The sequence below is a fragment of the Pseudomonas sp. PvP027 genome (genome assembly GCF_017833005.1).
GTDB lineage: Bacteria > Pseudomonadota > Gammaproteobacteria > Pseudomonadales > Pseudomonadaceae > Aquipseudomonas > Aquipseudomonas congelans.
Genome location: NZ_JAFIBK010000001.1, coordinates 5,546,825 through 5,566,988, shown reverse-complemented (window position 1 = coordinate 5,566,988; position 20,164 = coordinate 5,546,825). Strand labels below are relative to the sequence as shown.

Below are 20,164 nucleotides of genomic sequence, written 5' to 3'. Positions count from 1 at the left end.
GAATGATTAGCACCGTTTGATGACAAACGACTTACGGCAGCTTCAAGGTCTTCATGACCTCGGCCCACGGCACGAACTTGAAATTCTGTGCCTGTTCGGGCATGCGCTTGCGTCCGTCCTGAACCACCAGCATGCCTTTGCTCCAGGGGCCGCCGAGGTTCATGGCGGTCACTTCGATGCCGTCGGTTTCCGAGGTGCCATCGATCCCCGCCTTCGCGTTTAGGCCGACCCGAAAAGCACCGCGCAGTGCATAGGGCGGCTCGGCATCCACCACCACATAGCTGTCGTTGCCCTGACTGGAGATCAGCAGATAGTCGTGACCATCACTCTGGTACAGCGCCAGCCCCTCGACATCGGCGTGCACCACTTCACCCACCTTGATCACGCTGGACAGCGTCGCAGGCTGATCCGCCCGCGCATCGACTTCCCAGACGCCGACGTCTTCTTCGCCGAGAAACAGGCGCTGACGCTGGTCATCGGCCACGCAGCCTTCCGGCTGGGTGTCGACCTTGAAGCGGCGTACCAGCTCGCCTTTCGCCTTGCCGTCCGGCGCGCTGAGCCGGTACTGGAGAAAGCTGCCGTCCTTGCCGTTGGCGAAGGCATACAGCTCGCCACTGGCTGGCTTGAACAGGCAGACGCCGTAGATTTCCGCCAAAGGCGTGGCAATTTCCCCCGCCTCACGAAGCGTGCCGCTGGTCCGGTCGATGCTGAACAGACTGAGGCTGTTGCGATCGCGATTACTCGCCACCGCCAGGTCGACGTTCTTGTTGCCCAGCATGAAGCCGGGGCGTACATCGACATTGTTCAAACGCCCGACCGGCAGCGCCTGCAACTGCTTGCCGCTCAGGTCGTAAGCCAGCAGACCCTGCTTCTTGTTGGTGCCCAGCACCCGGCTGAGTGCCGGGTTTTTCGGGTTGACCCAGATCGCCGGGTCGTCGGCAGCGTCACCCTGACGCCCGACCGGCTGGCTCTGGCTGGCGGGCATGACACTCGGCAGCGGCGCAGCAACGGCGACCGGTTTGGGCGTCCAGTTCAGCGCCCCCTGATACAGGCGCTCGCCGTCCTTGTCGTTGACCAACACCTGCAAACCGCCCTTGTCCTCATGCACCGAGAGACCTTCGGGCTTTTTCAGGTTCATCAATGACAGATCGGCCACCGGCGTCCAGGCTGCCTGCTGCTCATCACCCTCCTGCTGATAGAGATGCAACGCCTTGCCTTTCGGGTCCAGCGCCAGCAGACCGCCAGGCACGACGGCCATTGCTCCGGCGGCCTGTTTCAGCTCGCCAAACGGCTCGCGCAATGCCACCGGCTGCCGGGCGACGTCGGCCTCGGGATGCGCCGGGTAGGCCCACCAGCCAATGTTCGCTTCATTGACGAACAACCTGTGCGCGGCATCGTCGACCTGACAAAACTCGGCGTTGGGAGGCAGCGGCAGATTGCGCACCAGGCGCGGCTCGCCATTGAGCCGGTTGTTCGCACCAATCAGCCATTGCTCGCCCTTGCCCTCTTCGCCCACCAGAAACACAAACAGGTTGCTGGCGTCATCGCGGTACAGACACAGACCGGCCACTGAGTAGTCGCGTGCTGGCAGGTAGACCGGCTTCGACCACTGCCTCGTCGCCGGATCGAGCTGGGTCAGCAGTGCCTGTTGACGCGCGTTGTCCAGCGTCGCGACCAGAACGCTGTCGCCCGTCGAGCGGCTGTCGAGCCCTTGAAATGAACCCGGCATTTTTGCCAGTTCGCGGCCCTGTTCATCCAGCAGCAACAGCCCTGTCTTGACGCTCGCGGCCAGACGACGACTGCCGTCGCTGCCCGGCACGAAGGCGACGGACTGAGCCTTGAACGAGGCATTTTCGGCCCAGCGCGTCAGGTTCAGGTCCATCGGCGACGAAGCCTGCGCAGCCCCGGCCGCCAGGCACAGCAAGAGCGCCAGGCACACTGGCTTGGGTGATAACGAAATCATCATGAACGGTTGAATCCTTTGAATGAGCGCTTCAGTTCGATCAGAAATGGGTGAAGGTCAGCCCGACCTTGTAAGTCGGGCCGTACTCTTCGTACTGGCCGTTGTAGGCACGGTGGCCGCTGTAGACGAAGTACGGCTGATCGGTGAGGTTCTGCGCCTCGAAGCTGACCTTGAGGTTCTTCGTCAGTGAATAGCGCGCGCTGAAATCCACGAAGGTCTGCGCGTCCACGTACTGGTCATGGTCCTTGTCGCCGATCGCCGCCAGCTCGTAGAGGTAGGCCGACTTGTAGTTGGCGGACAGACGCAGACTGAGCTTGTCGTTCTCCCAGCCGAGCATGACGTTGCCGACGGTTTTCGACTGGCTGGGCAGGTCGATATCGCGCGTGCGATGGGTGCCGGTGCTCTGGTCGAAACCGTTGATGCTCGCGTCGGAGCGGCTCAGCGTGGCGTTGGCGCCCAGCAGCAAACCGTTCCACGGTGACGGCAGCCAGTCGAGCTTCTGCGAGTAGGCCAGCTCCAGGCCATACAGCTTGGCCTTGTCGCCATTGGCAAAGGTGTTGGCTTCGGAGAAGTTCGCCCACTGTCCGGTGCCCGCCAGGTCAGTGTTGTAGACGAAATTCTGAATGTCCTTGTAGAACACGAACGCCGACACCGTGCCGGCGCGGCCCATGAAGTGTTCGATGCCCAGGTCGAGGTTGCTCGACTCCAGCGGTTTGAGATTCGGGTTACCGAAAGACGCTTCGTCATCGTCGATCACAAAACCCGGTGCCAGTTGCCCGAACGTGGGACGTACCACGGTTTTGGTCCACGCAGCGCGCAGTTGGGTACTCTTGTCGATCTGATAACGGGCATGCAGGCCCGGCAGCCAGTGGTGATAGCGACGGTTGGTGGTATTGGACTCGAACGCGCCATCACGCACACCGGTGCCCTTGGCGTCCATTTCCGTGCCTTCGTAGCGCAGGCCGGCAATGAAGCGCCACTTGTCGACATCCAGGGTATTCATGAAGTAACCGGCGTTGATGTCTTCGTTGATCTTGAAGTCATTGGCGCGGCTTTCGGCCTCGTCGTAGGCGTCAGCAGCGTTCACGCCACCGATCAGCCCCTTGATCGCACCGGGGCTGATGCCGCTGCCGAAATTGCCCAGCCGATAGTCGATGTTGCCTTTCTGGAACTGCGTCAGGTTCAGTTGCTGGTCGCTGAAACCCAGGTCATCGAAATCCTCGTATTTCCAGACGTCCAGGTCGTTGCTCTTGTCGCGGCGGCTGACCTTGCCGCCAAACTTGAACTGCGAGGCATAGCCCTTGAAATCGTAATCGCGGGCCAGGTCGAGGCGCAGGTTCTTCTCGGTGTCCTGGGTGTACTGTTTTTCCCGGTCGACCTTGTCCAGGGTGAAGTTCGAGTTGTCGTAGAACGCGGAGCCGACAATCGGCCGCGGCTTGTCGCGGTCATAGAAACCGCTGTCGGCAAAATCATCGTTGCCGACGAACGTGGCGCCTGCGATGTGGCTTGGGCTGTCTTCGCTGGATTGGCTGTAACCGGCCTGGCCGCTGAGGGTCCAAAGGCCGACCATGCGCTCGCCACCGAACACGTAGGACTGGATTTCCTGGGTTTCAGTACGCGCCTTGAGCTTGCGCGTGCCCTCGGCATCGCCGGTCTGCCCTGCGCTCTGCGCATCGGCGAACTCGAAACCGTTGGTGGTACGGACTTCGTCGTCCTTGAAGCGGCTGTACAGGGTGCGCAGGTAATACTTGCTGACGTCATCGGGCCGGTAATCGAAGTTCAGGCCGCCACCGGCGCGCTCGCGGCTGATGTCGTAGTCGCGCTGTTCGAATGATTGCAGCCGCGCGCCATCCCAGTCACCGCCGGTTTCGACGTTGTCGGAGCCGAAGTCACGCTTTTGCCAGCTCAGCGCTGCCGCCACACCGAAGTTGTCGATGCCGTCGCCGAGGCTGAAACGGTTGCTCGCCGCGCCGGAAAACTTGGGGCTGGTCTGACGGGTGTTCTTGTCGTAGCTGGCTTCGCTGCTGCCGGTGTAGAACAGGCCCTTGTGGTCGAAGGCCGAGAGGCTCTCGACATCGATGGTGCCCCCCAGTGAATTGGCGTCCATGTCCGGGGTCAGGGTCTTGATCACTGACAGGGATTGCACCAGTTCGGCGGGCAGCACATCCAGTGCCACGGCGCGTCGATCACTTTCCGGGGCGGGCACCATCGTGCCGTTGATGGTCACGCTGTTCAGGTCGGGGGCCAGGCCACGAACGGTGACAAAGCGCCCCTCGCCCTGATCGCGCTCGACGCTGACACCCGGCAGGCGCTGCACCGCTTCGGCGACGTTCTGGTCCGGTAACTGCGCAACGCCGTCGGCATGCACCACGCTCTTGATGCTGTCGGAGCTGCGTTGCTCCTTGAGCGCGTTGTCGATGCTCGCGGCCTGCCCGACCACTTGCACGTGCTCGGTGGTATCGGCTTCGGCGGCCTGCAAGCGTTCGCTGCTGATGGCAAACGCCAGCGCGCTGAGTGTGAAACCGACCAGTTGGGCCCTGCTGCGACGCCTGTGCATGTAAGTCCTCCCCCATAATCCCGACAGGCCAGGCAAATGGCCCGGCAACTGGAGGCGCAAGCTAGAGTCGTGCAGTGACGGTTCTGTGACAGGTAACGGGCGTAGGGGGTGAAAACAGCAGGTTCAGGGGGTACCGGGCAGATAAATGAGCTGATTTGACTTTCAGGCGGCGTATGAAAAGCCGACGTCTAGGTATGCGTATGTGAATCTCGTCCCCACGCTCCGCTTGGGAATGCAGTTCGTGACGCTACGCGTCACACAGCGGCTCTGCGACATAAGGTGGATTCGGGTTCGACTCAGGTCACCTTTTCGCCCCTCGGCGACTCACTTTGAAGGACCAAAGTGAGCAAAGTCCCCGCTCCTGTTTCCGGCCCGACTTCGTCGGATTCCTTCGCCCTGTCACTGATCCGGGGGTGGCGTACAAGCCAGTCGAGTAGAAAAAACCTGCAACATACGTGAGCTGATTCGACCTTTCGCGGTCCGCGTTACCCGTCACCGAAGTGTCATGTGCATCTGTTCTGCTGGCCGATAATCAGCACCTCGGAAGCCGTCTGCTCATGTTCAGGATCATCCAACCTCATCGCTGGAAACTCGCCGTGCTGATGGTCGCCTCCAATCTCGGCCTGCTGGCGTTTCTGGCATTCGGCACCGTCAAACATGTCAGCGAATGGCAGTGGCTGGACATCGTCGGTGAAGGTGGCTCTGCCCTGCTGTCGCTGGTCTGGCTGTTTCTGGTGTTCAAGAGCAGACCGGCCGGCCGGGTGACCAATTACCTGTCGATCGGCCTGAGCTGCGTGTTCTTTTCGTGGTGGATCGACGCGCTCGACGAATTCATCCGCCTGCCCGCCGAGATCGAATGGGATCACTGGCTGGAATCCGGCCCTATGCCGGTCGGTCTGATCCTGTTGACCCTGGGCATCTACCACTGGCATCGCGAGCAACTGGCAATCAGTGCGCAAATGGAAAAGCGCGAGCGCGGCTTCCGCGAGCATCGGCTGTACGACAAACTCACCCCGCTGGGCAGCGCCGACTACCTGAAGCGCCAACTAGTGGCCAGCCTGGAACAGAGCGTCTGCCAACAGCAGCCGCTGTCGCTGCTGGCACTGGACGTGGATGGTTTCAGCGCAATCAACAATGCCTTCGGGCATGCCGAGGGCGATGAGGTGCTATCAGCGCTCAGCCACTTGCTGGTGCTCAATCTGCGCCGCCAGGACCTGCTCTGCCGTCTGGCCGGCGACCGCTTTGTGGTGTTGTTGCCCAACACCGGAGAAAGCCAGGCGAAGCTGCTGGCGCTGGAGTTGCAGCAGGCGGTTGCCAGTCTGGCGCACAAGACCCGGCAACAGGGCGAACGCATTCATCTGTCGGCCAGTGTGGCAGTCGTCATGGCACTCAATGAAACGCCGGACAATCTGCTACGCCGCCTCAATCTGTCGTTGGCCCGCGCCCGACGCCCTCTGACCTGCACTGCCTGAGCGCCGGCCATGACGCTTAAAAGTGACTGGTACGAAGTCGACAGCCGCTTCATCCCCGGCCACTACCAGCCGGCTACGCTGATTGACCTGGCCTTGTCGCGTGGCATTGACAGCCATCGCCTGCTCAAAGGCACCGGCCTGTTCTACGAGGACATCGTTGCGGGCAAGACGCGTCTCAGTCCGCAGCAATTCTTCGTCCTGATCGGTAACGCGCAACGTCAGATGGAAGCCGACGACACCAGCTTCCTGTTCGGCCAGCGACTGTTTCCCGGCCACTACGGCGCGTCCAGTCACGCGCTGCGTCATGCGCAAAACCTGCATCAGGCGCTGGAGATACTGATCCGCCAACAAGCGCTGCTCAGCCCGCTGCTGATACCGCGTCTGGAGCTGGACGAACAGTTCGCCTACCTCTACTGGCTGGACAGTTGTGGCGCAGGTGAACAGCAACGCTTCCTGCTCGAAGCCGGCATGACCGCACTGGTCGCGATGAGTCAGTTGCTGAGCGGTGAGCGTTTGCCGTGGGAGTGCAGTTTCTGTCACCAAGAGCCACGCTACATCGAACAGTACTGGGTTCATCTGGGCGAAAATACGGCATTTGGCCGCCCGTTGGACATGATGCGCCTGCCCAGGCATTACCTCACCCATGCCTGGCCGGGCGCCTCCCCCACCGCCGTGCAGGTTGCGCAACAGGAAGCCGATGGGCAACTCGCAGTGCTGGGCATGTCGTTCAGCCTGCTGGACCGCTTGCACCAGCACCTGCGTGACCATGTGCGGCAGGCCACCAGCCTGGAACAGGTCGCTCACGCCTTTGCCATGAGCCCGGCCACGCTGAAGCGCAAGTTGCACAAGCACGGTACCCATTTTCAGGCGCAGCACGATCTGGCGCGCAAGCACGTCGCGCTGCACCTGTATCAGATCAAGGGCATGAGTAACGAAGCCGTGGCGGACTACCTGAACTTCAGCGATCCGGCCAATTTCCGCCGTTCGTTCAAACGCTGGACTGGCAGTACGCCTACCCTGATCCAGCGCCTGTTCAACTTCGAATAAGCACGCCTCAGCGCTGCACGCACAGCTTGTAGCCCAGGCCATGGGCCGTATGCAGCAACGGCGTATCGTGCCCACCGTCGAGTACCCGCCTGAGGACATGAATGTTGCTGCGCAAGCTGCTGCTGTTCGGGGTATCACGGCCCCACAGCGCCTCTTCCAGCTCGCCTCGCTTGACGATATGCGGGCTTTTGCGCATCAACAGTTCCAGCAGTTTCATGTTGGTCGGGTTGAGCTTCAAAGGCACGCCTTTGCGGGTGACCTCAAGGGTGTCCAGATCGAACTGCAGGTCGGCAACCACCATCATCCGGTTGTCCTTGCGCTGCCGCCGGCTGACTATCGCGTCTACCCTGGCGAGCACTTCGGACATTGCAAACGGCTTGGTGATGTAGTCGTCGGCCCCCACCTTGAAACCGGTGAGCCGATCATCCAGTTCATCGCGCGCGCTGAGCATCACAATCGCGACGTCTGACTTCGAGTACTGGCGCAGGCTGTGACAGATCTGATTGCCGTCGATGCCTGGCAGCATGATGTCGAGAATGATCGCATCGAAGCGTTTCGAGGCGGCCAGATGCAGCCCGCTCAGGCCATCCAGCGCCCCTTCTACCGCATGCCCCCTGAGCTCGAAGAATTCCAGAAGGTTATCGTGGATATCACGGTGGTCTTCAATAACCAGAATGTTCATTGCGCGCCTTGTCATTTTTCTACCCGGCCGATCGGGACCCTGTTGCCAATGCGTCTGCAGGCCCAGTGACGAATGCGTCCTGCCTGTCGACGGACACTGCCTGGCGAATCGGCTGTTGCAACCTGGATCGACCGTAGAAGCACAAGGCAACCAGCAGCGTGCTCAGCCACACCACAATACCCGCCCAGAAGGTGTGCGACATGAAGTGCCAGCCTTGCAGCACCCGCGTGGTGCCGTAAATCATCCCGAGCAGGAGAATGGCCGCCAGCAGAATGTTCGAATGCCGCCAGCAGTAACGACGAGCTACGAAGTACAGGGCCAGCAAACTGAATGCGCTTGACGCATGACCGCCCGGCCAGCATCGCCCGGCGCCTGCCTCGTGCAGCAGGTTGAAGTTCCTGAACCACTCGATGTGCGCCTGGCTGCCACCGTACAAGGTGGTCTCGACGGGGCAGTAAACGCTGGTATGACTTTTCAGGTAATGGATCATGCCGGTGCTCAGCGCAAAGGCAACGACGACAAAGAAGAAATCCAGCCGGTGCCTGCGTGCAAAGCGCAGAAAGGTGCCCAACCGAGAGCCCGTCAGCCGCCTCGCGAGGCGCGAATCATCATGTTTTTCCAGCAATGGCCAGACAAAGGACAGCATCGCACCAATGATTGCCAGCTCACCGGTCCAGTTCGGGATGATTCGCGCCCATCTGTGCGTGATGTTTTCGAACAGATGGCTCTGGCCGATGGGAAACACCCCAGCCGTCGAATCAAAAAACAGGTTACTCAGTTGCCGGTCGATCGTGGTCAGGTCGAAGGTGACGAAGACCAGTAGAGCGAAAAACACAGGCACACCCAGGTTTATGCCGTAAAACCGCAGCCTGGCGCTGGAAGATGTCGTCAATTGAATTGCTCGCTGTTGAGGTTTGCCCATTGCCCGGCATTCAGGGCGCCAAGAATTTTCGGCTGGTGGGTGCCGTCTATTTGCACGAAAAACGCCTGGGCGTACTCACTGGAGCGCTCGCCGCCAGGTACGCCGACCTTACGTTCGAACTGGTCGATGCAGCCACTGTGCGTCACCAGCACCATGTTCTCGCCACTGACCTTGTGGGCCTGCACAGCCTTCATGAAGCCGCTGTCACAGTCGTTGATCCAGTCCTGGCCGGCCACCGCGTGCCCTGCCAGCAGTTGCGCAGTCTGTTGCGTGCGGGTCTTGGGGCTGGCGATCATGCGCGCGTGGTCCATGCCCATTTTCTGCAACCCGGCACCTACCGCCAGCGCGGCATCGCGGCCGTTGAAGGTGATGCCGTCGGCGTCACTCATGCACGGGTTGCTTGAACGATCACAGCGCTCGGCGTGGCGAATCATCACGACCACATTGCCTTGTCGCCAGTGCTCGCGAAGACCGGAAACGCTCAGGTTGCTGCCGACCCCCAGGTCCACCACATGCACGCCCGAGAACGCCGAGTAGAACCAAGCGCAGATAGCCGTCAGCACGACGGCAACGGACATCGATACGATGTTCCGATGCAATTTGTAGCGCTGGCGAATGCTCGAACCGGGAAGTACATTTTTGTTGATTATCGTGTCGGTCAAGGGACCACTCCTGCCATGAACCTATGTGTGGCGTTGACCCGCTCGGTGCCCGAGGCCTTCGCCGCTCCCATGCAGGCAAGATAGGTTCAGCATCGTCCCGACTCAGTGAAGAAGATGTGAAAAACGTGTTGTGGCCGAGCGCCATGTTTTTCGCGCGAGCGCTCTGGAATGAGGGTTTGCGATTTTCCGGACGCGAACATGAAGATAATTTAAGCGTTTTCCCCGAAAGCACCGTGCCCATCGGGACGGTCTGGGCCTGACCTATGCGTCTGCTGCAGCTGCGGCGCGCAAAGGATTAGCCACTAAAACGCTTATCGTTTACCATGCCGCGCGTCGGTTTCCGAGAGGAACTAACAGGGAATTCGCACGCCTTCTTCCACCAGGCGAAAACGAAACTGCCCCCGCAACTGTAGGCACCGAGCCTGCTCCATGACTGCCACTGGATCGTGATCCGGGAAGGCCGGAGCAAGGCGATGACATGCCAGTCAGGAGACCTGCCGACCCGATTCAACCAACTAACCGGCGGGGTGTCCGGGAAGGACATCCGCACGCGTCGGCATTACCTGTCGTGCCCGGACATTATCCGGGGATGTGTTTCCTGATATGCATTGCGCCCTGGCACCTGCTCCAACGGAGACCGCATTCCATGTCGCTGCCCCGCCTCGCCGCACTCGCTGTCAGCCTTACGTTGTCCACCCTGGCCCTCGCCGCACCCACCCAGTATCCGCTGACCATCGAAAACTGTGGCACGCCCCTGACCTTCACGCATGCGCCAGCCAGGGCTGTGACCATTGGCCAGGCCGGCACCGAAATGCTTTATGAACTGGGCCTGGGCGACAGGCTGGTCGGCACCTCGCTGTGGTTCAACAACGTGTTGCCACGCTTCAAGGCGCAGAACGACAAGGTCGAACGCCTGGCCGACAACGACCCCAGTTTCGAAGCGGTGATTGGCAAGCGACCGGAACTGGTGGCCGTGCAACTGGAATGGATGGTCGGTAAACAGGGCGTGGTCGGCACCCGCGAGCAGTTCCATGACCTGAAGATACCTACTTACATCCTGCCTTCCGATTGCGAAGGCAAGGACAATCTGGTCGGTGCCGATGGCACACGCCTGGAGCCGTTCCGCATCGAGACCATCTACAAGAGCATCGAACAACTGGCGCAGATTTTCGATGTGCAGGATCGCGGCGACGCGCTGGTCACAGACCTCAAGGCCCGCCTGAGCGCGGCGATTGCCAACGTCAGGCAGAACAAGGCGAACGACGTCTCGGCGCTGTTCTGGTTTTCCAGTTCCGACCTCGCCAGCGACCCTTTCGTGGCAGGCCGCAAAGGCATCCCGGACTTCATGCTCAACAGCCTGGGCATGCGCAATATCGTTAAGTCCGACGAGGAGTGGCCAACCGTGGGCTGGGAAACCATCGCCAAGGCCAACCCGAGCATTCTGGTCATCGCCCGCATGGATCGCCGCCGCTTTCCGGCCGACGACTACCTGAAAAAAATAGAATTCCTCAAGTCCGATCCGGTGACCCGCAACATGGATGCGGTCAAGCATGACCGGATCGTGATCATCGACGCCGAGGGCATGCAGGCTGGCCTGCGTCTGTTCACCGGGTTCGAGGAACTGGCTGACGCCGCCAACCGTTTCAACGCTGCCAAATGAGATTGCCGATAGCGTTGGTTCATGTGCTCTGGGTCTCGGCAGTGCTGGTGCTGGCGATCATGATCGGCGCAGCGATCGGCGAAACCTCGATCAGCCTGAGCGTGGTCTTTCAGGTGCTGGCCAATAAAATCTGGGCCGCCGGCTATGTGCTCGACCCTATAGATGAAGGCATCGTCTGGAACTACCGGTTGACCCGCGCCATTGTCGCAGCCGCCTGCGGGGCCGGGCTGGCGATCTGTGGTGTGGTGTTGCAATCGTTATTGCGCAACCCGCTGGCAGACCCGTATCTGCTGGGGATTTCCGCAGGGGCCTCGACCGGCGCGGTACTGGTCGCGATTCTGGGCTTCGGTGCAGGCGCGATCTCGATGTCTGCGGGCGCCTTTGCCGGTGCTGTGGCAGCGTTTTCGCTGGTTGCCCTGCTGGCGCACTCTTCACGCGGCACCACGGCAGCCGGGCAGATCATTCTGGCCGGGATCGCCGGTTCGCAACTGTTCAATGCCCTGACCTCTTTTCTGATCACCAAATCCGCGAGCTCCGAGCAGGCACGCGGCATCATGTTCTGGCTGCTGGGCAACCTCAGCGGCGTGCGCTGGCACTCGGTCTGGCTGGCAGTGCCGACGGTGCTGCTCGGTCTGCTGGTGTGCCTCTGGCACCGGCGAGCGCTGGACGCATTCACCTTCGGCAGCGACTCGGCGGCGTCACTGGGAATCGCGGTACGGCGCGTGCAGATCATCCTGATCGCCAGTGCTGCGCTGGTCACCGCAGTGATGGTCTCGATTGTCGGCTCCATCGGTTTTGTCGGGCTGGTGATCCCCCATGCGGTGCGTATGCTGGTCGGTGTCCGCCATGCCCGGCTGGTGCCGCTGAGTGCCTTGAGCGGCGCACTTTTTCTGATCGCTGCCGACATCCTCTCGCGCACTCTGATCAAGGGGCAGGCGCTGCCGATCGGCGTGATTACCGCACTGATCGGCGCACCGGTCTTCGCTTTGATTCTTATCCGGGGCAACAGCACGCGATGAACGCCTTACCCCATCAGCTCAGCGCACCGGTACTCGGATGTTCCGGTCTGGGCTATTCGGTACGTGGCGCGGCGCTGCTGCGCGATGTCGACCTGAGCATCGCCATGGGTGAAACCCTGGCCGTGGTCGGCCCCAACGGTTCGGGCAAATCCACCCTGCTCAAGCTACTGGCCGGTATTCAGAAGCCGGTCAGCGGCGCGGTCAGCCTGGGCGGGCAAGCGCTTGAGGCGTTGAGTCGCAGGGACGTGGCGCGCCTGCTGGCGGTGGTCGAACAGCAGGCTGAAACCAGCGACGCCGTGACCGTACTGGACGCCGTCGAACTGGGCCGCACGCCCTGGCTGTCGGCACTCGAGCCGTGGAGTGCAGAGGACGATGCAATCGTTCGCCAGGCGTTGCAGGATGTGGACATGCTGCATATGCAAAAACGCGCCTGGCACACCTTGTCCGGTGGCGAGCGGCAGCGCGTTCACATCGCCCGGGCGCTGGCGCAACGGCCGCAGATCCTTCTGTTGGACGAACCGACCAATCATCTGGACATCCAGCACCAACTGACCATCCTCGGCCTGGTCAGAGCCTTGCCGGTGACCACCGTGATTGCCCTGCATGATCTGAATCAGGCACTGGACTGCGACCGTGTGGCCGTCATGGAAAAGGGTCGGCTGGTCGCGCTGGGTGCGCCGCTCGAGGTGCTGACCCCGGAACGCTTGCTGAGCACCTTCGGCGTCGTGGCGCACTGGCTGACCGACCCCAGTGACGGGGCGAAGATTCTGCGCCTGCGCTCGCGCTGAAACCACGCCGATGGTCAGTCCGGCACCTGCCGCAATCTGCAACAGGTGCACCGCGCGGTCTGTGGCACTACAATGCGCGCTTTGCCCGCAGCCGGATCCCGTTGCCATGTCGTTACCCAAGCACCACCTGGAATTGCTCAGCCCTGCACGGGATGTGACCATCGCCCGTGAAGCCATCCTGCATGGTGCCGATGCGGTGTATATTGGCGGGCCGAGCTTTGGTGCGCGGCACAACGCCTGCAACGAGGTCAGTGACATTGCCGAGCTGGTCAAATTCGCGCACCGCTATCACGCGCGAATCTTCACCACGATCAACACCATCCTCCATGACGACGAGCTGGAGCCCGCGCGCAAGCTGATTCACCAGCTCTACGACGCCGGCGTGGACGCGTTGATCGTGCAGGACCTCGGGGTGATGGAGATGGACATTCCGCCCATCGAACTGCACGCCAGTACGCAAACCGATATCCGCACCCTGAGCCGGGCGAAGTTTCTCGATCAGGCCGGTTTCTCGCAACTGGTGCTGGCCCGGGAGCTGAATCTGCAGGAAATCCGTGCAATCGCCGACGAAACCGATGCGGCCATCGAATTCTTCATCCACGGCGCGCTGTGTGTGGCGTTCTCCGGGCAGTGCAATATTTCCCACGCGCAAAACGGCCGCAGCGCCAATCGTGGCGACTGCTCGCAGGCCTGCCGCCTGCCGTACACCCTCAAGGATGATCAGGGTCGCGTTGTGGCTTTCGAAAAGCACCTGTTGTCGATGAAAGACAACAACCAGAGCGCCAACCTGCGTGCTCTGGTGGACGCCGGCGTGCGCTCGTTCAAGATCGAAGGGCGCTACAAGGATGCGGGCTACGTAAAAAACATCACCGCTTATTATCGCCAGCGTCTGGACGAGATTCTTGAGGACCGCCCTGACCTTGCACGTGCTTCAAGCGGCCGTACCGCGCACTTTTTCGTGCCGGACCCGGAAAAGACCTTTCATCGCGGCAGCACCGATTATTTCGTCAGCGACCGCAAGATCGACATCGGCGCGTTCGATACGCCGACCTTCACCGGCCTGGCGGTGGGCACTGTTGAAAAGCTCGGCAAGCGCGACCTGATCGCCGTGACACATGAGCCGCTGTCCAACGGCGATGGCCTCAATGTGCAGATCAAGCGTGAAGTGGTCGGCTTCCGTGCCAACATCGCCGAGCTCAAGGGCGAGTTCGAAGAGGACGGCCAGAAGCGCTGGCGCTATCGCGTAGAGCCCAACGAGATGCCCGCGGCCCTTTCTGGCCTGCGCCCCAATCATCCGCTGAACCGCAATCTGGACCACAACTGGCAACAGGCACTGCTCAAGACCTCGGCCGAGCGTCGTATCGGTGTTCAATGGCAGGTCACGCTGCGCGAAGATCGCTTGAGCCTGAAAGCCACCAGCGAAGAAGGCGTAAGCGTCACTGTCGGCCTTGATGGGCCATTCGGCACGGCCAACAAACCCGAGCAGGCGCTGGATCAGTTGCGTGACCTGCTCACTCAACTGGGCACCACGATCTATCATGCCCAGGACGTCAGGCTTGACGCGCCACAGGCGTTCTTCGTGCCCAACTCGCAGCTCAAAACCCTGCGCCGCGACGCCATCGAGGCACTGACCGAAGCGCGCATCAAGGCTCATCCGCGTGGTGGTCGCAAGGCCGAGACGACTCCGCCACCGGTGTACCCGGAGTCGCATTTGTCTTTTCTGGCCAACGTCTACAACCAGAAGGCTCGCGACTTCTATCATCGCCACGGCGTACAGCTGATCGACGCGGCCTATGAGGCCCACGAAGAAACCGGCGAAGTGCCGGTGATGATCACCAAGCATTGCCTGCGCTTCTCGTTCAACCTGTGCCCGAAACAGGCCAAAGGTGTAACGGGCGTACGCACCAAGGTCGCGCCGATGCAACTGGTGCACGGCGATGAAGTGCTGACCCTCAAGTTCGATTGCAAGCCTTGCGAAATGCACGTGATCGGCAAGATGAAAGGTCACATTCTCGACTTGCCGCTACCCGGCAGCGCGGCGGCCAAATCGGTGGTCGGGCACATCACTCCGGAAGACCTGCTCAAGACTGTGCGTCAGCGTTCTCCGCACTGATCGGTACAAGGGGTTGGCGTCCTGCCGGCCCCCTTCCGTCTTCTGACAAAGTCCTCTTAAAAAACACGCTCCATATGGGTGGTGTTCCACACCGGATCGCTTTCCACATCGGTCACGGCAAAGCCCTGTTTCTCCCAGAAACGGATCGCGCCGGGCAGAAATGGATGGGTGTGCAGGTACAGAACCTCTACGCCACCCGCCTCGGCATGCGCCCAGAGCGCCTGACACAAGCGGCTGGCCAGCCCGTCGCCGCGAAACTGCGGCGTAACAAACAGACGCACTATCTCGACGGTTCTGCGCCCGCGGTAATCGAACTGCGGGAAACGATGATCGTAAGGCAGATAGCCCACGGCCGCGATGATCTGCCCTTCACAGCGGGCAATCAGAAACTTGCCGTCCTCACCGTCCAGATACACCTGCTCGAAGCCGGCCAGATCGGGCGGAACGGTGACAGTATCGAGCAGGGGGAAAATCCCGGCGCGGGCACGCATGACGAAATCAACAGTGTGCGAGATCTCGGAGGGGTGTACTTCAGTGATGGTGATGTTCATGAGCACTGACTTTATGGGGAGTTGCAGGGTGATACAAATGTTACGCCAGACTTGGGCTTTTGGACGCACTGCTTGGCTATAGAGCAAGCGGTGCGACGCAGATTTGTGACGCGGAGCGTTACGACAGGCATTCCCACGCAGAGCGTGAGGAACGATACGTTCAGGCTATCGCCCTCTATGTGGGAGCGAGCAGGTAATGCCGCGCACAGCTTTACAGCGCAAACCCTTCGATGCGCACCAATGCAAGGCAGGAAAAATCCTGCGCCGGATGCGGCTGAAAACGCTGCTCGGCCGCGCGGGCATTGCCAATGCGCGTTTGTACCGCTGTCGGCGCAAGCTGGCACAGCCCCTGCATATTCCTCGACAACCCCACCATGAATGTGGTCGGGCTGCCCCGGCTGATCGACGTGGATCGCCAGTCTCGCAGAGATCAGAGGGCTACTCGGGTGCTTCCGGCAACGTGGCTCGATGGCACCCCCGAACACCCAATAAGACAACAGGCAAAGGCGCCTGGAACCGAACGGTTCCGGGCGCTTTTTTTTTGCTTTGAAAAACCTGATTGGCCTCGGCCGGGACTCGCTATGAACACCACAGTCTTCCCCCTCAACGATGTAAAAAACCTGATCGTCGTCGGTAATGGCATGGTCGGGCATCATTGCGTCGAGCAGTTGATCGCAGGCGGCGCACTCGAGCGTTATCGCATCCATGTCTTCGGCGAGGAAACACAGCGCGCCTACGACCGCGTGCACTTGTCCGAATACTTCACCGGCCGCGACGCCGAATCGCTGGCCATGAGTGAGATGTCCGTCTACGAGCACCCTGGCCTGACGCTGCACCTCGGCGTACCGGTGCTTGAGATTGATCGTGATCGTCACGAAATCATTACCGCCGAAGGTTGCTTCGGTTACGACAAGCTGATTCTGGCCACCGGCTCATACCCGTTCGTACCGCCTATCGAGGGCGCGCGAGGCAATTCCCGGCTGGTCTATCGCACGCTGGAGGACTTGGACGCCATTCGCTATGCCGCGTCGAAAGCCCGCCGTGGCGTAGTAGTCGGCGGTGGTCTGCTGGGGCTGGAAGCGGCCAATGCGCTTAAATCGCTGGGGCTGGAAGCCCATGTCGTCGAGTTCGCGCCGCGTCTCATGCCGGTGCAACTGGACGACCACGGTGGCGCTGCATTGAAGGCGCGTATCGAAGCGCTGGGCGTCGGCGTGCATTTATCCCGTGCCACGCAGTCGATCAGCGACGGCAAGCAGTACCGCTATCGGATGAACTTCGCCAATGACGAGTTTCTGGAAACCGACCTGATCGTGTTCTCCGCCGGTATTCGCCCGCAAGACGCCCTGGCACGTCAGTGTGAACTGGCGCTTGGCCCGCGCGGTGGCATCGCCATCGACGAGCACTGCCGTACCAGCGACGCCGATATCTATGCAATCGGCGAATGCGCAGCCTGGAACGGCAGCGTGTTCGGCCTGGTCGCACCCGGTTATCAAATGGCCCGTGGCGTGGCAGCGCAGTTGTGCGAACAGGATACTGACGCCTTCTTCGGCGCCGACATGTCGACCAAACTCAAGCTGCTGGGCGTGGATGTCGGCTCCATCGGTGATGCGCACGGTGCGCTGGCCGGCGCCGTCAGTTATCGCTTCATTGACGAAGCCACCGCCAGCTACCGTCGCCTGGTGGTGTCGGCCGATGGCAAACAGGTGCTCGGCGCTGTACTGGTCGGCGATAACAGCTATTACGACACGCTGCTGCAATATGCGCAGAACGGCATCCCCCTGCCGGCCGATCCATCGAGCCTGATTCTGCCGCGTGGCGAAGGCGCACCGACGCTGGGCGCCGACGCCCTGCCCGCCACAGCGACCATCTGCTCCTGCCATAACGTCAGCAAAGGCGCCGTCTGCTCGGCCATCGACAATGGGTGCACCGATCTGGCCGGAATCAAGTCCTGCACCAAGGCAGCCACCGGCTGTGGCGGCTGCACCGCGCTGCTCAAACAGGTTTTCGAACATGAGTTGATGGCCCGCGGTGTGGCGGTCGACAAAAGCCTGTGCGAACACTTCGCCTACACCCGTCAGGAGTTGTACTCGATGGTCCGCGTGGAAGGCATCGAGACCTTTGACGAACTCCTGACTCGCCATGGCAAGGGCGCGCATGGCTGCGACATCTGCAAGCCCGCAGTCGGCTCGATCCTCGCGTCGTGCTGGAACCGTCCCATCACCGAACCTTCGCTGGTGCCACTGCAGGACACCAACGACACCTTCATGGCGAACATGCAGAAAAACGGCACCTACTCGGTGGTGCCACGTATTCCGGGTGGCGAAATCACCCCGGACGGCCTGATTGCGATTGGCGCGGTGGCGAAAAAATACGACTTGTACACCAAGATCACTGGCGGCCAGCGCATCGACCTGTTCGGCGCGCAACTGCACGAGTTGCCGGATATCTGGAGCGAGCTGATCGAGGCAGGCTTCGAGACCGGCCATGCCTACGGCAAGTCGACCCGTACGGTTAAATCCTGCGTAGGCAGCACCTGGTGCCGCTACGGCGTGCAGGACAGCGTCGCCATGGCGCTGCGCATCGAGGACCGTTACAAGGGCCTGCGCTCGCCGCACAAGCTCAAGTTCGCCGTATCCGGCTGCACCCGCGAATGCGCCGAAGCGCAGAGCAAGGACGTCGGCGTGATTGCCACCGAGAACGGCTGGAACCTTTACCTGTGCGGCAACGGCGGCATGCGTCCGCGTCACGCCGAGCTGTTCGCCACCGACCTGGATGACGAAACCCTGATTCGTTACATCGACCGCTTCCTGATGCTCTACATCCGCACCGCCGACAAACTGCAGCGCACTTCGGTCTGGCGTGAATCGCTGGAAGGCGGCCTCGACTATCTCAAGGCGGTGATCATCGACGACAGCCTGGGCCTGGCGACAGAGCTGGAGTCGCAGATGCAACTGGTGGTCGACCGCTACGAATGCGAATGGGCCAACGCCCTCAAGGACCCGGAAAAACTCAAGCGTTTCCGCACCTTCGTCAACGACGGGCGGGCTGACCCCGACGTGCAGTTCGTCAAGGAACGCGCCCAGCGTCGTCCGGCAAAACCCGAAGAGCTGGCGCTTATTCCGTTATTCAAGGAGGTGGTGTGATGAATGTGTCTCAGACAATACTCGCCGGCGACAATGCTCCCGAGGCACCGCACCTGCACTGGCAAACCCTGTGCGGACGCGAAGATCTGGTCGCCAATTCAGGCGTCGTGGCGTGGCTGGACGGCGCACAGGTCGCGCTGTTCTACCTGCCCGAAACTGCAGAGGGCGAACAGCTCTTTGCCATCGACAACCGCGATCCCAAATCGGGGGCAAACGTGATCGGGCGTGGTCTGATCGGTCAGATCGCTGGCGAGCTGGTCATCGCTTCGCCGCTATACAAGCAGCACTTTCGCCTGCACGACGGCAGTTGCATCGAATACCCGGAACAGCGACTCGATATCTGGCCGGTAAGATTCAAAGGCGATCAGGTAGAGATCGCCGTTTAATCGGCGATGCCGGGAGCAGGCAACCTGGTCGCGGGCAGACCAGGTTGCTACGTGGCATGACTTGCGGCTTATTGAAGCTCGGAGACCAGCGCCTTATTGAAACCCTGCGGGTCTTCCATCTGCGGGGCGTGCCCCTTGCCCTTGAACTCAACCAGCCTGGCGCCAGGAATCATCTGTGCCACCTGCTTGCCCAGCACCTTGTAATTGCCGATCTTCGCCTTGACCTCAGGCGGTGCGATGTCGCTGCCGATGGCAGTGGTATCGGCATCGCCAATCATCAGCACCGTCGGCACCTGCAGTCTGGGAAACTCGTAGAACACCGGCTGGGTGAAAATCATGTCGTAGATCAGTGCCGAGTTCCAGGCCACGATCTTGTGACCCGGCCCTTTGTTCAGGCCGGCCAGCATGTCGACCCACTTGTCATATTCAGGCTTCCAGCGGCCATCGTAGTAGGTCTTCTGCTCGTAGGCGCGAATGCCTTCGGCGGTGGTCTTCAGCTCGCGCTCATACCACTGATCGACGCTACGGTAAGGCACGCCCAGGGCTTTCCAGTCTTCCAGACCGATCGGGTTGACCATCACCAGCTTCTCGGTCTGCTTCGGGTACATCAACGCATAACGCGTGGCCAGCATTCCGCCAGTGGAGTGGCCGACCACCGACACCTTGTCGATACCCAGTTTTTCCAGCAACGCATGAGTATTCATCGACAACTGCTGGAAGCTGTACTGGTAGTGTTCCGGCTTGGTCGAAGTACAGAAACCGATCTGATCAGGTGCGACAACGCGATAGCCCGCAGCACTCAGGCCCTTGATGGTGTCTTCCCAGGTCGCAGCGCAAAAATTCTTGCCATGCAGCAGCACTGCGGTGCGGCCATTGGCCTTGCCCGTGGGTTTGACATCCATATAGCCCATTTCCAGGGATTGGCCCTGCGAATCGAACGGAAATTTCAGCAGCGGGTGAGGATAAGCGAAACCTTCCAGTTGCTGACCATAGCCGGGTGTTTCAGCCAGAGCCGTGCCTGATAGCGCCAAAGACATCAACACACCGGCAATCTTTGCAGCCCGCATAGGGGCACCTCCTGTAAATGGAATCAAATTCTTCAACCGCCTTAACCGTAAGCGGCCGACCTGCAAGTAGACCCTGTTCCCACAACAGATTCGCACTTTTCCTGCCAACAGAACCGTTAGCAGACGTTTCGT

The 20,164-nt window shown here is 60.9% G+C and carries 15 protein-coding genes and 1 riboswitch; of the genes, 8 read left to right on the top strand and 7 right to left on the bottom strand.

Annotated features, from left to right (window positions below; all coding sequences use genetic code 11):
- Positions 1-31 precede the first annotated feature (31 nt).
- Both JOE33_RS24290 and JOE33_RS24285 read right to left on the bottom strand, forming a co-directional pair.
- Entirely contained in the window at positions 32-1,966 is a 1,935-nt protein-coding gene (locus tag JOE33_RS24290; protein WP_187626165.1) for a phytase, read from the bottom strand.
- A 37-nt stretch (positions 1,967-2,003) separates the two neighbouring features.
- The gene (locus tag JOE33_RS24285) at positions 2,004-4,520 is read right to left on the bottom strand and encodes a TonB-dependent receptor (RefSeq protein WP_187626166.1); all 2,517 of its coding nucleotides are present in this window, start codon (positions 4,518-4,520) and stop codon (positions 2,004-2,006) included.
- A 557-nt stretch (positions 4,521-5,077) separates the two neighbouring features.
- Here JOE33_RS24285 and JOE33_RS24280 point away from each other — a divergent pair.
- Both JOE33_RS24280 and JOE33_RS24275 read left to right on the top strand, forming a co-directional pair.
- The gene (locus JOE33_RS24280; protein WP_187626217.1) at positions 5,078-5,992 is read left to right on the top strand and encodes a GGDEF domain-containing protein; all 915 of its coding nucleotides are present in this window, start codon (positions 5,078-5,080) and stop codon (positions 5,990-5,992) included.
- A gap of 9 nt (positions 5,993-6,001) precedes the next feature.
- The gene (locus tag JOE33_RS24275) at positions 6,002-7,039 is read left to right on the top strand and encodes an AraC family transcriptional regulator (RefSeq protein ID WP_187626218.1); all 1,038 of its coding nucleotides are present in this window, start codon (positions 6,002-6,004) and stop codon (positions 7,037-7,039) included.
- A gap of 7 nt (positions 7,040-7,046) precedes the next feature.
- Here JOE33_RS24275 and JOE33_RS24270 read toward each other — a convergent pair whose 3' ends face one another.
- From JOE33_RS24270 to JOE33_RS24260, 3 genes are read right to left on the bottom strand one after another with little or no spacing between them, the layout of a single operon-like run.
- Complete coding sequence (locus JOE33_RS24270; protein ID WP_096130392.1) at positions 7,047-7,721, bottom strand: response regulator transcription factor; 675 nt, start codon at positions 7,719-7,721, stop codon at positions 7,047-7,049.
- Between the two features lie 19 nt (positions 7,722-7,740).
- Positions 7,741-8,643 carry a phosphatase PAP2 family protein gene (locus JOE33_RS24265; protein WP_054993823.1) on the bottom strand — a complete coding sequence of 301 codons (903 nt, stop codon included), beginning with the start codon at positions 8,641-8,643 and terminating at the stop codon, positions 7,741-7,743.
- Entirely contained in the window at positions 8,610-9,305 is a 696-nt protein-coding gene (locus JOE33_RS24260; protein ID WP_096101694.1) for a histidine phosphatase family protein, read from the bottom strand. The genes JOE33_RS24265 and JOE33_RS24260 overlap by 34 nt, the downstream gene beginning before the upstream one ends.
- Before the next feature lie 317 nt (positions 9,306-9,622).
- A riboswitch (cobalamin riboswitch) is annotated at positions 9,623-9,822 on the top strand.
- Positions 9,823-9,951: 129 nt separating this feature from the next.
- On the opposite strand from JOE33_RS24260, the gene JOE33_RS24255 reads away from it, so the two are divergent.
- From JOE33_RS24255 to JOE33_RS24240, 4 genes are all read left to right on the top strand, one after another.
- Complete coding sequence (locus JOE33_RS24255) at positions 9,952-10,965, top strand: ABC transporter substrate-binding protein (RefSeq protein WP_010431890.1); 1,014 nt, start codon at positions 9,952-9,954, stop codon at positions 10,963-10,965.
- Entirely contained in the window at positions 10,962-11,984 is a 1,023-nt protein-coding gene (locus JOE33_RS24250; RefSeq protein ID WP_187626219.1) for an iron chelate uptake ABC transporter family permease subunit, read from the top strand. Before JOE33_RS24255 ends, JOE33_RS24250 begins: the two co-directional genes overlap by 4 nt.
- Positions 11,981-12,772 (top strand): ABC transporter ATP-binding protein, encoded by a 792-nt coding sequence (locus JOE33_RS24245; protein WP_032612595.1) that lies wholly within the window; start codon positions 11,981-11,983, stop codon positions 12,770-12,772. Before JOE33_RS24250 ends, JOE33_RS24245 begins: the two co-directional genes overlap by 4 nt.
- Positions 12,773-12,878: 106 nt before the next feature.
- Positions 12,879-14,885, top strand: coding sequence for a U32 family peptidase (locus tag JOE33_RS24240; RefSeq protein ID WP_096101696.1), 2,007 nt, complete (start codon positions 12,879-12,881; stop codon positions 14,883-14,885).
- 56 nt (positions 14,886-14,941) lie between these two features.
- Here JOE33_RS24240 and JOE33_RS24235 read toward each other — a convergent pair whose 3' ends face one another.
- On the bottom strand, positions 14,942-15,436 hold the full coding sequence (locus tag JOE33_RS24235; protein ID WP_096125748.1) for a GNAT family N-acetyltransferase: 495 nt from the start codon (positions 15,434-15,436) through the stop codon (positions 14,942-14,944).
- 581 nt (positions 15,437-16,017) lie between these two features.
- Here JOE33_RS24235 and nirB point away from each other — a divergent pair.
- The gene (gene nirB / locus JOE33_RS24230; protein ID WP_122694288.1) at positions 16,018-18,579 is read left to right on the top strand and encodes a nitrite reductase large subunit NirB; all 2,562 of its coding nucleotides are present in this window, start codon (positions 16,018-16,020) and stop codon (positions 18,577-18,579) included.
- Complete coding sequence (gene nirD, locus JOE33_RS24225) at positions 18,579-18,965, top strand: nitrite reductase small subunit NirD (protein ID WP_122694289.1); 387 nt, start codon at positions 18,579-18,581, stop codon at positions 18,963-18,965. The genes nirB and nirD overlap by 1 nt, the downstream gene beginning before the upstream one ends.
- Positions 18,966-19,033: 68 nt before the next feature.
- On the opposite strand, the gene JOE33_RS24220 is transcribed toward nirD, so the two are convergent.
- Positions 19,034-20,032, bottom strand: coding sequence for an alpha/beta hydrolase (locus JOE33_RS24220; RefSeq protein ID WP_010431902.1), 999 nt, complete (start codon positions 20,030-20,032; stop codon positions 19,034-19,036).
- Positions 20,033-20,164: the final 132 nt, after the last annotated feature.

What these genes read in the sequence shown, in the direction of transcription:
- JOE33_RS24235 (WP_096125748.1), bottom strand. Translation starts at nt 15,436, where the DNA reads ATGAACATCACCATCACTGAAGTACACCCCTCCGAGATCTCGCACACT.
- JOE33_RS24220 (WP_010431902.1), bottom strand. Translation starts at nt 20,032, where the DNA reads ATGCGGGCTGCAAAGATTGCCGGTGTGTTGATGTCTTTGGCGCTATCA.
- JOE33_RS24255 (WP_010431890.1), top strand. Translation starts at nt 9,952, where the DNA reads ATGTCGCTGCCCCGCCTCGCCGCACTCGCTGTCAGCCTTACGTTGTCC.
- JOE33_RS24280 (WP_187626217.1), top strand. Translation starts at nt 5,078, where the DNA reads ATGTTCAGGATCATCCAACCTCATCGCTGGAAACTCGCCGTGCTGATG.
- JOE33_RS24290 (WP_187626165.1), bottom strand. Translation starts at nt 1,966, where the DNA reads ATGATGATTTCGTTATCACCCAAGCCAGTGTGCCTGGCGCTCTTGCTG.
- nirB (WP_122694288.1), top strand. Translation starts at nt 16,018, where the DNA reads ATGAACACCACAGTCTTCCCCCTCAACGATGTAAAAAACCTGATCGTC.
- JOE33_RS24240 (WP_096101696.1), top strand. Translation starts at nt 12,879, where the DNA reads ATGTCGTTACCCAAGCACCACCTGGAATTGCTCAGCCCTGCACGGGAT.
- JOE33_RS24245 (WP_032612595.1), top strand. Translation starts at nt 11,981, where the DNA reads ATGAACGCCTTACCCCATCAGCTCAGCGCACCGGTACTCGGATGTTCC.
- JOE33_RS24265 (WP_054993823.1), bottom strand. Translation starts at nt 8,643, where the DNA reads ATGGGCAAACCTCAACAGCGAGCAATTCAATTGACGACATCTTCCAGC.
- nirD (WP_122694289.1), top strand. Translation starts at nt 18,579, where the DNA reads ATGAATGTGTCTCAGACAATACTCGCCGGCGACAATGCTCCCGAGGCA.
- JOE33_RS24285 (WP_187626166.1), bottom strand. Translation starts at nt 4,520, where the DNA reads ATGCACAGGCGTCGCAGCAGGGCCCAACTGGTCGGTTTCACACTCAGC.
- JOE33_RS24250 (WP_187626219.1), top strand. Translation starts at nt 10,962, where the DNA reads ATGAGATTGCCGATAGCGTTGGTTCATGTGCTCTGGGTCTCGGCAGTG.
- JOE33_RS24270 (WP_096130392.1), bottom strand. Translation starts at nt 7,721, where the DNA reads ATGAACATTCTGGTTATTGAAGACCACCGTGATATCCACGATAACCTT.
- JOE33_RS24275 (WP_187626218.1), top strand. Translation starts at nt 6,002, where the DNA reads ATGACGCTTAAAAGTGACTGGTACGAAGTCGACAGCCGCTTCATCCCC.